The organism is Myceligenerans xiligouense (assembly GCF_003814695.1).
GTDB classification, from domain to species: Bacteria; Actinomycetota; Actinomycetes; order Actinomycetales; family Cellulomonadaceae; genus Myceligenerans; species Myceligenerans xiligouense.
This window is the reverse complement of sequence record NZ_RKQZ01000001.1, coordinates 2,561,084-2,574,694: the sequence shown is the minus strand read 5'-3', so window position 1 is coordinate 2,574,694 and position 13,611 is coordinate 2,561,084. Positions and strand designations below refer to the sequence as shown.

Annotated in this window: 14 protein-coding genes and 1 riboswitch; of the genes, 10 read left to right on the top strand and 4 right to left on the bottom strand. The window is 73.8% G+C overall.

Annotated features, from left to right (window positions below; genetic code table 11):
• Window positions 1–14: 14 nt before the first annotated feature.
• The 3 genes from EDD34_RS11165 to EDD34_RS11155 form a co-directional block, all read right to left on the bottom strand.
• Window positions 15–1,232: an MFS transporter gene (locus tag EDD34_RS11165; RefSeq protein ID WP_123814639.1), complete on the bottom strand. Its 1,218-nt coding sequence runs from the start codon at window positions 1,230–1,232 to the stop codon at window positions 15–17.
• Window positions 1,229–2,395, bottom strand: coding sequence for a non-hydrolyzing UDP-N-acetylglucosamine 2-epimerase (wecB, locus tag EDD34_RS11160; protein ID WP_123814637.1), 1,167 nt, complete (start codon window positions 2,393–2,395; stop codon window positions 1,229–1,231). The genes EDD34_RS11165 and wecB overlap by 4 nt, the downstream gene beginning before the upstream one ends.
• A gap of 101 nt (window positions 2,396–2,496) precedes the next feature.
• Complete coding sequence (locus tag EDD34_RS11155) at window positions 2,497–3,189, bottom strand: hypothetical protein (RefSeq protein WP_123814636.1); 693 nt, start codon at window positions 3,187–3,189, stop codon at window positions 2,497–2,499.
• Window positions 3,190–3,578: 389 nt separating this feature from the next.
• On the opposite strand from EDD34_RS11155, the gene EDD34_RS11150 reads away from it, so the two are divergent.
• From EDD34_RS11150 to EDD34_RS11125, 6 genes are read left to right on the top strand one after another with little or no spacing between them, the layout of a single operon-like run.
• Complete coding sequence (locus EDD34_RS11150; RefSeq protein ID WP_123814634.1) at window positions 3,579–4,367, top strand: SDR family NAD(P)-dependent oxidoreductase; 789 nt, start codon at window positions 3,579–3,581, stop codon at window positions 4,365–4,367.
• Between the two features lie 20 nt (window positions 4,368–4,387).
• Window positions 4,388–5,158: an alpha/beta hydrolase gene (locus tag EDD34_RS11145; protein ID WP_170177051.1), complete on the top strand. Its 771-nt coding sequence runs from the start codon at window positions 4,388–4,390 to the stop codon at window positions 5,156–5,158.
• The gene (locus tag EDD34_RS11140) at window positions 5,155–5,685 is read left to right on the top strand and encodes a hypothetical protein (RefSeq protein ID WP_123814630.1); all 531 of its coding nucleotides are present in this window, start codon (window positions 5,155–5,157) and stop codon (window positions 5,683–5,685) included. Before EDD34_RS11145 ends, EDD34_RS11140 begins: the two co-directional genes overlap by 4 nt.
• Complete coding sequence (locus EDD34_RS11135) at window positions 5,682–6,626, top strand: LLM class flavin-dependent oxidoreductase (RefSeq protein WP_123814628.1); 945 nt, start codon at window positions 5,682–5,684, stop codon at window positions 6,624–6,626. Before EDD34_RS11140 ends, EDD34_RS11135 begins: the two co-directional genes overlap by 4 nt.
• Before the next feature lie 9 nt (window positions 6,627–6,635).
• Entirely contained in the window at window positions 6,636–7,613 is a 978-nt protein-coding gene (gene fmt / locus EDD34_RS11130) for a methionyl-tRNA formyltransferase (protein ID WP_123814627.1), read from the top strand.
• Window positions 7,610–9,229: an RsmB/NOP family class I SAM-dependent RNA methyltransferase gene (locus tag EDD34_RS11125; RefSeq protein ID WP_123814625.1), complete on the top strand. Its 1,620-nt coding sequence runs from the start codon at window positions 7,610–7,612 to the stop codon at window positions 9,227–9,229. The genes fmt and EDD34_RS11125 overlap by 4 nt, the downstream gene beginning before the upstream one ends.
• 78 nt (window positions 9,230–9,307) lie before the next feature.
• Here the strand turns inward: EDD34_RS11125 and EDD34_RS11120 are convergent, their stop codons facing one another.
• The gene (locus EDD34_RS11120) at window positions 9,308–9,850 is read right to left on the bottom strand and encodes a DUF421 domain-containing protein (protein ID WP_123814624.1); all 543 of its coding nucleotides are present in this window, start codon (window positions 9,848–9,850) and stop codon (window positions 9,308–9,310) included.
• A gap of 74 nt (window positions 9,851–9,924) precedes the next feature.
• On the opposite strand from EDD34_RS11120, the gene rpe reads away from it, so the two are divergent.
• The 4 genes from rpe to ribH all read left to right on the top strand — a co-directional run bounded on the left by rpe (window position 9,925) and on the right by ribH (window position 13,597).
• Window positions 9,925–10,587 carry a ribulose-phosphate 3-epimerase gene (gene rpe, locus EDD34_RS11115; RefSeq protein WP_123814623.1) on the top strand — a complete coding sequence of 221 codons (663 nt, stop codon included), beginning with the start codon at window positions 9,925–9,927 and terminating at the stop codon, window positions 10,585–10,587.
• A 115-nt stretch (window positions 10,588–10,702) separates the two neighbouring features.
• Window positions 10,703–10,838: riboswitch (FMN riboswitch) on the top strand.
• A gap of 157 nt (window positions 10,839–10,995) precedes the next feature.
• A complete protein-coding gene (locus EDD34_RS11110) occupies window positions 10,996–11,700 on the top strand; it encodes a riboflavin synthase (RefSeq protein ID WP_123814621.1) in 705 nt (234 codons plus the stop codon).
• A complete protein-coding gene (gene ribB / locus EDD34_RS11105; RefSeq protein WP_123814619.1) occupies window positions 11,697–13,109 on the top strand; it encodes a 3,4-dihydroxy-2-butanone-4-phosphate synthase in 1,413 nt (470 codons plus the stop codon). Before EDD34_RS11110 ends, ribB begins: the two co-directional genes overlap by 4 nt.
• A complete protein-coding gene (gene ribH, locus EDD34_RS11100; protein WP_123814618.1) occupies window positions 13,106–13,597 on the top strand; it encodes a 6,7-dimethyl-8-ribityllumazine synthase in 492 nt (163 codons plus the stop codon). Before ribB ends, ribH begins: the two co-directional genes overlap by 4 nt.
• Window positions 13,598–13,611: the final 14 nt, after the last annotated feature.

Here is a 13,611-nt window from a genome sequence, read left to right as displayed (position 1 = left end):
GGTCCCTTCGGTGATCAGACAGTGGTGCCGGTCAAAGAGGTGGTGAGAGGGGCCGGATCGGTTCGCGACCGGCGGTCGGAGAGCGTGGCCGAGGTCATCAGCACGAGGGCGACGAGGGCGAGGACCGCCCCCACCACGAGGGGCGACCGGTACCCGAACCCGGCGGCGATCGTCAGGCCGCCGAGCCAGGCACCGATGGCGTTGCCCAGGTTGAAGGCGCTGATGTTCACCCCGGACGCGAGCGTCGGTGCGGAGGAGGCGAAGCGCAGGACACGCATCTGCATGCCGGGTACCGAGGCGAAGCCGACGGACCCGAGGAGGAACAGGGCTCCCGCCGCCGCCCACGGGCTGCCCGCCACCAGGGCGAACCCGCCCAGTACCAGGACGAGCGCGCCGAGCAGGGTCAGCAGGGTGCGGTCCAGGAACCGGTCCGCGGCCTTCCCGCCGGCGAGGTTGCCGGCGAACAGGCCGACGCCGAAGACGACGAGCAGCCACGGCACGGCGTCGGACGGATACCCTGCGACGTCGGTCAGCAGCGGTGCGATGTAGGTGAACGCCCCGAACATGGCGCCGAACCCGAACACCGTGACCAGGATCGACAGCCAGACCTGGCCGGAGGCGAAGGCCGCGACCTCGCGCCGCAGCTGGCCGGGTGCCCGTTCGTCGGCGGCCCGGTCGGGGATGAACCGCAGGAGCCCTGCCAGCGCGACGACGCCGATCACCGTGATCGTCCAGAACGTCGACCGCCAGCCGAGGTTCTGGCCCAGCAACGTGCCCAGCGGGACACCGAGCACGTTCGCCACCGTGAGGCCGGCGAACATGATCGAGATGGCCTGCGCCGAGCGGTGCGGGGGGACGAGCGACGCGGCGAGCACCGACCCGATCCCGAAGAACGCCCCGTGGCAGAGCGCCGCCACGATCCGGCCGGCCATCATCACCGCGTAGGTGTCGGCGATCGCCGACAGGAAGTTCCCGGCGATGAAGAACACCATGAGCCAGACCAGAACCCGCTTGGGACGCATCGCCGCGGTTCCGGCCGTGACCAGGACGCCACCGACCGCGACGCTGAGCGCGTACCCGGACACCAGGTGCCCTGCCTGCGGGATCGTCACCGCGAAGTCCGCCGCGACCTCCGGCAGCAGGCCCAGGATGACGAACTCGGTCAGGCCGATGCCGAAACCGCCCAGCGCGAGCGCGACGAGCCCGGCCGGAAGCCCTCGCGCGCCACTCATGCGACGGACCTCACGGGTTCGGCGCCCGGGACGAACGGCATGACCGCCGGCCCGAGCCCGAAGAAGTGCGCGATCGCCGCCACGGTGCGCTCGGTGGCCCGTCCGTCTCCGTACGGGTTGATCGCGCCGGCCATCTCGGCATAGGCCTCAGGGTCGTTGAGCAGCCGCTGCACCTCGGCCACGATCTGCCCTCGGGAACGACTGACCAGGCGTGACGCCCCGGTGAGGACCGACTCGCCGCGCTCGGTGATCTCCCGGAGCACGAGTGTGGGCTTGCCGAGCGCCGGCCCCTCCTCCTCGGCGCCGGAGCTGTCGGACAGGATCACGTCGCTGCGGCGCAGCAGACGGCAGAACGACAGGTAGGGCAGGGGAGCGACGAGGTCGACGTTGTCGATCCCCTCGAGCACCGGCCGCATCACGGTCTGGACCTTCGGGTTGAGGTGCAGGGGGACGACGATGCGGACGTCGTCCCGCGTCGCGATGTCGGCCAGTGCCTCGGCGATCTCCCGCATCGGGCGGCCGTGGCTCTCGCGCCGGTGCGTCGTGGAGAGGATGACCCGGCGCGGGTCGTCGTCCAGGTCCTCCAGCCGTGGGTCGCCGTAGGTTCCGAGGTTGCGCATGCCCTGGTGGAGCGCGTCGACGATGGTGTTGCCGGTCACGACGATCGAGTGTTCGCGCACGCCCTCCCGGATGAGGTTCGCGTGGTTGCCCGGGGTCGGGGCCAGGTGCAGCGCGGCGATCTGCGCGACGAGCTTGCGGTTGGCCTCCTCGGGGTACGGGGAGAGGTTGCTTCCGCTGCGCAGGCCCGCCTCGACGTGGATGATCGGGATCTGGGCGTGCAGGCCGGCGAGCGCCCCGGCGAGGGTCGTCGCGGTGTCGCCGTGGACGAGCACCGCGTCCAGGCCGTCCAGGTGCCGGCCGGTCGACATCCCTTCCAGGATGTGGTGGGTGACCTCGGCGAGGGTCTGGCCCTCACGCATGATCCGCAGGTCGACGTCGGGGGTGATCGAGAACTCGCGCAGCGTGCTGTCGAGCATCTCCCGGTGCTGGCCGGTGGAGATGAGCACGGTCCGGAAGCGCGGGTCGTTCTCCAGCGCGTGGATGAGCGGGGCGAACTTGACGGCTTCGGGACGGGTTCCGAAAACGATGCCGAGGGTCTTCATGAGGGTCTCCTTGCCTGCTTGTTCGTGGCATGCCGGGGTTGCCGGCGTCGCCGGGCGGCGGGTCGGTGGCGAGACGGAGGGCGGGTGCTGCGGGGGAGGAGCTAGGCGGTCCGGGCCTCGTGGTACTCCACCGCGAGCCAGACGCAGTCGGTGTCGGCGCGGTACTGGTGCCACGGGTAGACGAGCTCGCCGTCCCGCTCGAGGCAGAACGGAACGGGGTTGGTCGCACCGGGGCTCAGCTGCTGGTCCTCGTACAGGCTCGCGTGGTCCTTCGACGCGAACTTCTGCATGCGGCCGTAGCCGGCGACCTGCGTGTGCACCTCGATGAAGGGGTGAAGGTTGTGGATCCCGCAGTCGGTCCCGGCCGGGCTGAACCACAGGTTGACCTTGACGGTGTGCCGCTCGGCCCCCCGCGCGAGCTCGTCCTGGTGCAGGACCGCCGCGCGGTCGAGCATGACCGTTCCCGCCGTGTCCTGGGGCGACTTCAGCAGGACCGGGCCGTCACCGCCGTAGAAGTCCTCCCAGCCGCGCTCTCGCGCGCGAGCACCCAGGTCCTCGCCCTCCCCGGGGGTGATCGCCATGACCAGGTCACCGGTCACGGTGCCACCGGTGACCACGGTGGAGCTGAGGGGCGGCAGCGGCGATCGCTGCGTCCCCTCGGTGAAGGCGTCCGTCATGCCGAGGTTGACGACGACGCTGCGCCCCGTGACGGGCTCGTCCACGGCGTCGTGCAGGATCGCGGCGTGCGCGACATGGCCGTCGAAGTTCGGTCGGTGGGTGGTGCGGGCGCTCATGTATTTCTCCAATGCTCGGACAAGTCGGGCTGGATCTCTCTGAGCATCCACGTCGTTGTGGGCGGACCGGCCAGTACCGCCGCCAGGCGCGCACCTTCCCGTTCCAGGTGGTATTTCAGCAGGTGGCAGACCTGCCGAGCCACACCCTGACAAGGTGCGGATGAAATGCTGCGAGTTTGCTGAACTTTGCTTGACACCAGGTGGACTTGGCCGGTATTCGTCCTTGATCCACCCATTAGTCCGTTCCGTCGGAACAGCGGCTGCCGTCCAAGGGTGTCCTTGCCGGTGCTAGTCAGACCAGGGGGATGGCTGCCGTCGCGCTCCTGACCGAACCTGGGCGTGCTCGCGGGACGTCCGCGAGCGTGCGCCGCAACATGCTGAGGAGTGCCATGGATCTGGACCTCGCGGGAAAGGTCGTCATCGTCACCGGCGGGACCAGCGGGATCGGTCTCGCAACCGTCCGCGAACTCGCCGCGGAGGGTGCACAGGTCGTCGCCGTCGCCCGCGGGGTGCCGGCCGACGGGACCCTGCCCGCCGCCGCCCACCTCGTGACGGGCGACCTGACCGACCCCGCCGTCGCGAGCCGCCTCGTCACCCGGACCCTGGAGCGCTACGAGCACATCGACGGGCTCGTCAACAACGCCGCGCTCTTCGACACCCGCCCGGGCTTCGCCGAGCTGGGCGACGACCTGTGGCGCGCCACCTTCGAGCTCAACGTGTTCGCCGCCGCCCGCCTCTCCCGGGAGGTGATCGCGGCGATGCGGACCAACCCGGACGGCGGAAGCCTCGTGCACGTCGCCAGCGAGGCGGCCAGGATGCCCGACCCCACCATGGCCCCGTACGCGGCCTCCAAGGCCGCCCTCCTGTCGATCTCGAAGTCGATCGCCGCCGAGTTCGGGCCGGTCGGCGTCCGGTCGAACATCGTCTCCCCGGGCCCCACCCGCACCGCCCTGTTCGACGCCCCGGGCGGCTTCGCCGAGCAGCTCGGAGAGCGGTTCGGGACGGACCCCGACACGGCCGTGGACCGCTTCATCGTCGAGGAGCGGCGGCTGCCCACCGGCCGGATCGGCCGGCCCGAGGACGTGGCCGGCCTGATCGCCTACCTGCTCTCACCCCGCGCGAGACAGGTCACCGGTGCCGAATGGTCCGTCGACGGGGGCGCCCTCCGGCAGCTCTGAACACCCGGATGACCGGCATCGTGAACGACCGATGGAGCACGGTGCGCACCGGCGACGGCGCCACCGTCCGGCTCCTCACGCACGAACCCGCCGGACCGGCGCTGGGCAGGCTGGTCTGGGCACACGGAGGCTCCTGGCAGCGCGGTTCCGCCGCGCAGTGGGCGGGGGTGACACGACAGCTCTCGGCCGCGAGCGGATGGACCGTCGCGTCGGTCGAGTACCGCCTCGCACCGGAGCATCCCTTCCCGGCGGGCGTCCACGACGTCCTCGCCGCCGTGGACCGGATGGCGCAGGCCTCACCGGAACTGCCGCTCGCCGTCGGGGGCGACAGCTCCGGGGGGACCATCGCCGCCATGGCCGCCGTGGCCCGGCGGGACCGGGGCGACCGTGTCCCGGTTCAGGTCCTCGCCTACCCGCCCCTCGACCCTGGCTGCGCGCGGCCGTCGTACCACCGCGACCCCGGCGCCTTCCCCCGGCGTGAGGACCTCCGGCGCTCCTGGGACCTCTGGCTGGGCGGCACCCGGCGACCCGGAACGGCGCGCCCGTCACCGCTGGAGGTCCCCGACCTCTCGGGCCTGGCACCGGTGTACCTGGCGGTCGGCGACCTGGACCCCGTCCGGGACGACGTCGTCGAGTACGCCGCCCGGCTCCACGCCGCCCGGGTGCCGGTCGGCCTGAGCGTGCTGCCGGGCACTCCGCACGCCGAGGTCCTGCGCTCACCCAGCGGCATCCTCGGCGAGCTCATCACCGCACTGCACGAGTACGGCAACGACGAAAGGACGACACCATGACGCAGCAGCCCTCGATCGAGGCGCTGGTCCGCCACTTCACGGACCTGCGCGACGGCAACCACTTCGGGGAGGTGACCCGCGGCGGGAAGGAGAAGGCCTTCGTCCGGGCGGTCGAACTGCTGGACCCGCCCGCCCGGCGGGTACTGGCCGAGTTCGACGCCGGCCTCCTGCGCGGGACCGGCGAGATCACCGCCGTCGGCCCCGGGCGCGACGAGCACGGCGGGCTCGTCGCGAGCTGGCTCCTCACCTGGCCCGAGCAGCGTGCCACCCGGATCGCCCCCATCAGCCTCGTGGCCACGTTCGGTGCGGGCTTCCACCATCCTCACCTGCGCGGTGCGACGATCGGCGAGTGGCCCCTGAACGTGGCGACACCGGAACACGCGGAGGAGCTCGTCCCCACGTTGCGTGCCATCGCCGCATCCGACCTGCACAACCTCGTCTTCTACCGCGACTGGAGGATCGTCCCGGAACTCACCGCGACGAGCGGACGCGACGCCGGCACCGCCCGCCGGGGGAGCGACCGATGAGGCTGTCCGTGCTCGACCAGGTGCCCGTCACCGAGCACACGCCGTGCACGTCGGCCGCGTCCAGCGCGCTACGGCTCGCGGTCGAGGCCGAGGAGCTCGGCTACCACCGGATCTGGTTCGCCGAGCACCACGCGTCCGCGACGTTCGCGGGCACGGCGCCGGAGATCATGACGGCTCTGGCACTGGAACGGACCCGGCACATCCGGGTCGGGACGGGCGGCATCCTGCTTCCCCTGTACCCGGTGAACAAGGTGCGCGAGGTCGTGACCCTCCTGGACGACGTCCATCCCGGACGGATCGACCTCGGCGTGGGCAGGGCCGCGTTCGACGACCCGCGTTACGGGGAGAAGATCGAGGTCCTGACCGGCGTCCTGGGACCGCACGCGGCCACCGAGGAGCCGGCCGGCCGCGTGTGGGTGCTCGGCGCCGGCGGCTCCGCCGCCGCACTCGCGGGCACCCTCGGCGCCGGGTACGCCCACGGGCACTTCTTCGTGCCCCGCGGCGGAGAGCTGGCGACGACCGCCTACCGCGAGGCCGCGGCGCGGGCCGGGCGCGGCGCGCACACCCTTCTCGCCGTGCGTGCCGTGACCGCCCCGACCGCCGCGGAGGCCGCCGCGCTCGCCCGGGCGATGGTGTGGTGGCGCGTCCGCAAGGACCTCGGCGACGAGCGCCCGGTCCCCTCCGTCGAGCGCGTCCGGCGACATCGCTGGACCGAGGCCGAGCGCACGCGCGCACAGGCGCGGTCGCACGGTGTCGTGTTCGGTACGCCGCAGGAGGTGGGCGTCGAGCTGCGCGCCCTCGCGGCCGCGCACGGCGCGGACGAGATCGTCGTCAACACGCTTGTCAGCGACCCCGAAGACCGTCATCGTTCGTACCGGCTGCTGGCCGAGGAGTTCCGGGAAGGCGGCCACGAGGAGCCCGGGAAGGCGGACAACTCGTAGACTCGTGCGGTGCGTCTCCTGTTTGCCGGAACCCCCGAACCCGCCGTCGCCTCGCTCGAGGCACTGATCGCCTCCCGGCACGAGGTGGTGGCCGTGCTCACGCGTGCGGACGCGCCCGCGGGCCGCGGCCGCAAGCTCACCCCGAGCCCGGTCCGGGTCCGGGCCGAGGAGGCGGGGATCCCCGTGCTCACCGGCCGGCCCCGCGGTGAGGAGTTCCTCGGCACGCTCCGCGAGCTCGACGTCGACGCCGCACCCGTGGTCGCCTACGGGCACCTCCTGCGCCCCGACGTCCTGGCCGTCCCGCGTCTGGGCTGGGTCAACCTGCACTTCTCGGTCCTGCCCGCGTGGCGCGGTGCGGCCCCCGTGCAGCACGCCGTCATCGCCGGGGACGAGGTGACCGGGGCCACCACCTTCCTGCTCGACGAGGGGATGGACACCGGCCCCGTGCTCGGCACCACCACCGAGGCGATCCGGCCCACCGACACCTCCGGCGATCTGCTCGGCCGCCTCGCCGTCTCCGGCGCGGAGCTGCTCGTGCGCACCCTCGACGCGCTGGAGGACGGCACCCTCTCCGCGCGGCCCCAGTCCGCCGACGGCGCCTCGGTCGCCCCGAAACTCACGACCGCGGACGCCGAGATCCGCTGGGACGTGCCCGCCGTGGCGGTCGACCGGAGGATCCGCGGCTGCACGCCGGCACCCGGGGCGTGGACCACGCTGCCCGACGGCGACCCGGGCGGGGCCGGCAGCGGCGCCCGGCTCGGCCTGGGGCCGGTCACGCCCGTCCCGGACGTCACGGACCTCGCGCCGGGCCAGGTCCGCGCCGAGAAGAAGCGCGTCCTGGCCGGGACCGCCACCCACGCCGTCGCGCTCGGGGAGGTCACCCCACCGGGAAGGAAACCCATGCCCGCCCCCGACTGGGCACGTGGCGCCGGGCGCACCCGGATCGACGCCGGCCTGGTGCTCGGCGGGCCGGGGGTGCGGGCATGAACCACCACGGCGAGCACGACCACGGCCGCACCCCGCAGGGCCCCGGCGGCCACCGCCGGGCCGACGCCGGCGACGACCGCCGCGACGCTCGCGGTCGCCAGCGGTCGGCCTCCCGGTCCCGGGGCGAGCGGTCCGGCTCCCGCCAGGCGCCCGGCCGGCGGGCCAAACGCACCGACCCCGCACGCACCGCCGCGTTCGACGTGCTGCGCGAGGTCGACGAGTCCGACGCCTACGCCAACCTCGTCCTGCCGCCGCTGCTCGCGGACCGGCGCATCCGCGGCCGCGACGCCGGGTTCGCGACCGAGCTGACCTACGGCACGCTGCGGATGCGCGGCCGGTACGACGCCGTCCTGGCCGACTGCGTGGACCGGCCCCTGACCGAGCTCGACGCGGGCGTGCTCGACGTGCTGCGTCTGGGCGCGCACCAGTTGCTGGGGATGCGGGTGCCCGCCCACGCCGCCGTGTCCGAGACGGTGGCGCTCGCCCGGGCGAACGTGGGTGCGGGGCCGGCGCAGTTCGTCAACGCGGTGCTGCGCCGCGTGTCGGAGGCGAGCCTGGACGAGTGGCTGGCACGGATCGAGGCGGGAGCCCCGGACGCGCTCACCGGGCTCGCCGCGGTCGAGTCGCACCCGCTGTGGGTGGTGCGGTCGCTGCGCGAGGCGCTGGCCGGGCACGGCCGCGACCCGGGTGAGATCGGCGACCTGCTGGCCGCCGACAACGCACCGCCGCGGGTGACGCTCGTCGCCCGGCCGGGCCTGGTCGACGTGTCCGACGACGGCGCCTGGCACGACGCCGACCTGGTGCCCGGCCGCTGGGCACCCACCGCGCTCGTGCTGGACGGCAGCGACCCGGGCGGGGTGCCCGCGGTGCGCGACGGGCGCGCCGGCGTGCAGGACGAGGGATCCCAGCTCGTCACGCTCGCCCTCGCGGGCGTGACGCTGGACGGTGCGTCCTCGGACGCCGGCCAGGAGCTGTCCACGAGCCGGCCCGAGCGCTGGCTCGACCTGTGCGCCGGACCGGGCGGCAAGGCCGCCCTGCTCGCCGCGCTGGCCGCGCGGCAGGGCGCGACGCTCGTCGCGAACGAGGTGCAGCCGCACCGGGCCCGTCTGGTGGAGCGCGCGCTGGACGCCGTCCCCGAGGGCGTGGTCGAGGAGGTGCGCACCGGCGACGGCCGCGAGGTGGGCACCGACGAGCCCGGCGCCTACGACCGGGTGCTCGTCGACGCGCCCTGCACGGGCCTCGGCGCGCTGCGCCGCCGGCCCGAGTCCCGCTGGCGGCGCACGCCCGCGGACCTGGCGACGCTCACGGGCCTGCAGCGCGAACTGCTGGCGTCCGCGCTCGACGCGGTGCGGCCCGGCGGCGTGGTCGCCTACGTGACGTGCTCGCCGGTCCTGGCCGAGACGCAGCTCGTGGTGACGGACGTGCTGCGCAAGCGGGACGACGTCGAACGCCTCGACACCCCGTGGGCGGTGCGGTCGGTGCTGCGCCGCGGGCCCGACGGCACGACGCCGGACCTCCCGCTGCCCGCCGGCGCCGCCGCCCGCGACGACGTCCAGCTGTGGCCGCACGTCCACGGCACGGACGCGATGCACCTGACGCTGCTGCGCAAGCGCTGACGCGGCCACCGTCTTGGCACCGCGGACCGGGCGGCCCGCCGCACTCCGTCCCGCCCACGTGTCTGGCTCCCGCGGCCGCTACCCGGCCCGGCGCGAAGACCGGCGGACCAGTTCCGCGCCGTCCACGCCGTCGAGCAGAAAGGGGGAGACGGGCTCCCCGCGGCGGGTGACGCTGATGGTCCCGGACGGCTCCAGCACCGCCATGGCGACCTCGTCGACGTTCCGGATCCCGGCCTGCCGCAGCCGCCCGGCCAGCTCGTGCGGGGCCACCCGGCAGCGCCGCAGGTTGCGCTCCACGATCTCGGGCCCGGCCATCAGCACCACCGGACGCGTCGTGATCGCGCGGGCGCCCCAGCCGCCGATGCGGCTCGTCACGAGCTGACACGCCGCCAGCGTGGACAGTGCGATGACGCCGCCGGCCAGGCGCGGCGCCTCGCCGAGGGCGGCGCGGCCCATGATGGAGCCGATCCCGATGATGGCAGCCAGGTCGAACGCCGACAGCCCGGCCAGCATGCGCTGCCCGAGCAGCCGCACCAGCACGACCAGGGCCGCGTACATGCCCATGGTCGCCAGCACCACGGCGGCCGCCTCGAGCGGCGTGATCCCCAGGAGTTCTCTCACGCCACGAGATTGTGCCGCCCTTCGCTCCGCTGCCGGAAATCCGCGACCCCGTTCCGCGTCCTAGGCTGGGCGCCATGAGCGCCCTCATCGCACCGAGCATCCTGTCGGCAGACTTCATGAACCTGGAGAGCGAGTTGCGGCGCATCGCGGATGCCGACTTCGCGCACGTGGACGTGATGGACAACCACTTCGTGCCGAACCTGACTCTCGGCCTGCCCGTGTTCGAGCGGCTGACGAAGGTGTCGCCGGTGCCCGTGGACGCGCACCTGATGATCGAGGACCCGGACCGCTGGGCGCCCGCCTACGCCGAGGCCGGCGCCGCGTCGGTGACGTTCCACGCCGAGGCCGCCCGGGCACCCGTGCGCCTCGCCCGGGAGCTGCGGCGTCTGGGTTCCCGCGCCGGCGTCGCGCTGCGGCCCGCGACGCCCGTGGAGCCGTTCCTGGACCTGCTGGCCGAGGTCGACATGATCCTCGTCATGACCGTCGAGCCCGGGTTCGGCGGGCAGTCGTTCATCGAGGGCACGCTGCCCAAGATCCGGCGCGCGCGGCGGGCGATCGGCGAGTCCGGCCTCGACGTGTGGGTGCAGGTCGACGGCGGCATCTCCCGCGACACCATCGACCGCGCCGCCGACGCGGGTGCGAACGTGTTCGTCGCCGGCTCGGCCGTCTACGGGGCGGACGACGCGTCCGCCGAGATCGCGACCCTGCGGGACCTGGCCTCCGTCCACCTCCACTGAGTGGGGTTCAGCAGGGCGCGCAGACCTTCGAGCCCGCGCACCGGTCCTGAGACCAACGCCACTCCCCGTGAGGTACCCGGCTGTGGCATGCTTACCGGTGCAAGTCGTACACAACTTACGTGCTCCGGGGTCGGTGTAATTCCGAACCGGCGGTGATAGTCCGCGACCCGCGTCCTGCCTCACGGCAGGCCGGTTGACCTGGTGGAATTCCGGGACCGACGGTGAAAGTCCGGATGGGAGGAAGCACGTACGGTCGCGTCTGCGGGCACACCCTCACGGGTGGGCTCCCCGTCGTGGCCGGCGACGTCGTCCGCGGCGCCGTCCGGGAGGGCTCCCTTCCGGCTCGGTCACTCGGGCGACCTCTCGACGAACCCCCGGAGCATCGATGCTCTGGGAGGGAAACCGCAGATGTTCACCGGCATCGTCGAGGAGACCGGCACGGTCCGCTCCCTCGTCCATCCCGACGAGGCGGACACCGACGCGATACTCACCGTCCTCGCACCCCTGGCCGCGTCCGACGCCCGGCTCGGCGACTCGATCGCCGTCGACGGCGTCTGCCTCACCGTCACCCACGTGACCGGGGCCGACGACGCCACGGCGGCCTCGGCGCGCACCCTGACCTTCGAGGTCATGCCCGAGACCCTGCGCCGCAGCACCCTCGGCGCACTGGCCCCGGCGGCGCGCGTCAACGTCGAGCGCGCCCTGCCCGCGAACGGCCGCCTCGGCGGGCACGTCGTGCAGGGCCACGTGGACGGCACCGCCACGCTCGTCGCGCGGGACCCCGGCCCGCGCTGGGACGAGCTCACCTTCGCCGGAGAGCCGGCCCTGCTGCGCTACGTGGCCGAGAAGGGCTCCATCGCGCTCAACGGCGTCTCCCTGACCGTCACGCACGTCACCGACGCACCCGGGGCATCCGGGGCATCCGGCGAGGCCGGCGGCGGACCGGGCGCTCCGGTGCGGGGCACGTTCGGCGTGTCCCTCATCCCCACCACGCTCGAAGCCACCAACCTCGGCGAGCTCGCACCGGGATCGACCGTGAACGTCGAGGTGGATGTCCTCGCGAAGTACACCGAACGGCTGATGTCAGCCACGAAACTGGAGGTGCGGCCATGACCGCCGTCGTCCACGATGACGTCCACGCCCGACCCACCGGGCAGCACCCCGGGCACACCGTCGCCGCCGCGCTGGACGCGCTGCGCGCCGGGCGGCCCGTCCTCGTCGCGGACGACGCCTCCCGCGAGAACGAGGTCGACGTCGTCCTGCCCGCCGCCCACGCGACCACCGAGTGGGTCGCTTGGACCGTCCGCCACTCGTCCGGCTACCTGTGCGCGCCCCTGCCGGCCGAGCGCGCCGACGCGCTCGGTCTGCCGCTGATGTGGGAGAACGGCGAGGACCCGCGCCACACCGCGTACACGGTGTCGGTCGACGCGCGCGGCGTGGGCACGGGGATCAGCGCGGCCGACCGCGCTCTGACGCTGCGCACGCTCGCCGACCCCGCCACCGTCGCCGGCGACCTCATCCGGCCGGGACACGTGCTGCCGCTGCGCGCCCGGCCCGGCGGGGTCCTGGAACGCCGCGGCCACACGGAGGCCGCCGTCGACCTCGTGCGGCTCGCCGGTCTCGACACCGGTACCGGCGCCGTCGCGGGGATCGCCGAACTCGTCGCCGACGACGGCGACATGCTCCGGTACGACGACGCCCGCCGGCTGGCCGAGGCCGAAGGACTGGTCCTGGTCACGGTCTGGGACATCGTCGAACACCTGGAGCGCGGCGCGGACGGCACGACCCCGGGCGAGGCCTCGGCGCCCGCCGGGACATCGCCCGCGCCGCCGGCCGGCGACGACACCCCCCGGGAGGAACTCCGAGCGGTCCGCGTGGCCGAGGCGTTCCTGCCCACGGTGCACGGCATGTTCCGGGTGACGTCCTACCGCGACACCGTCACGGGCGCCGAGCACCTGGCGCTCGTCCCCGACACCGCGGTCCCCGACACCGCCGTACCGGACCCGGCGGTGCCCGCTGCGGCGGGCGCGGGATCCGCGAGCGCGGCGCTGGTGCGGATGCACTCCGAGTGCCTGACGGGTGACGCGCTGGGTTCGCTGCGCTGCGACTGCGGGCCGCAGCTGGCGGCGTCCCTGGAGGCGGTCTCGGCGGCCGCGGCCGAGGGGCGGCCGGGTGCGGTGGTGTACCTGCGGGGGCACGAGGGCCGGGGGATCGGGCTGGCGGACAAGATCGCGGCGTACGCGTTGCAGGACGGCGGGCTGGACACGGTGGACGCGAACGCGTCGCTGGGTCTGCCGGTGGACGCGCGGGAGTACGGTGCCGCGGCGGCGATCCTGGGTGATCTGGGGATCGACCGGGTGGAGCTGCTGACGAACAACCCGGCGAAGACGTCGGGCCTGCGGGCGTCGGGGGTCGACGTCGTGGGGCGGCGGGCACTGCAGGTGGGTGCCGGACCGCACAACACGACGTATCTGAGTACGAAGCGGGATCGGATGGGACACATGCTGGAGGTGGCACGATGAGCGGAGCCGGAGCACCGGTGCTGACGGTGGACGGCCGGGGACTGCACGTGGTGGTGGTCGCGGCGAGCTGGCACACGCAGGTGATGGACGGGCTGCTGGACGGGGCCCGGCGGGCGCTGCGGGAGTCCGGGGCGACGTGGAGCGAGGTGCGGGTACCGGGGTCGTTCGAGCTGCCGGTGGCCGCCGCGCGGGTCGCGGGCCTGCCGGACGGCGCGGCGGGTGACCCGTCCGCGCGGCGACCGGACGCGGTGGTGGCGCTCGGTGTCGTGATCCGGGGTGGGACCCCTCACTTCGACTACGTGTGCTCGGCGGCGACCACGGGCCTCGTGGACGTGAGCGTGAGCACGGGTATCCCGGTCGGTTTCGGGCTCCTGACGTGCGACGACGAGGCGCAGGCGCTGGACCGGGCAGGGCTGCCGGGCAGCCGGGAGGACAAGGGCCACGAGGCTGTCCAGGCTGCGGTCGCCACGGCCGTGGCCCTGCGGTAGCGATTAGGCTCGGC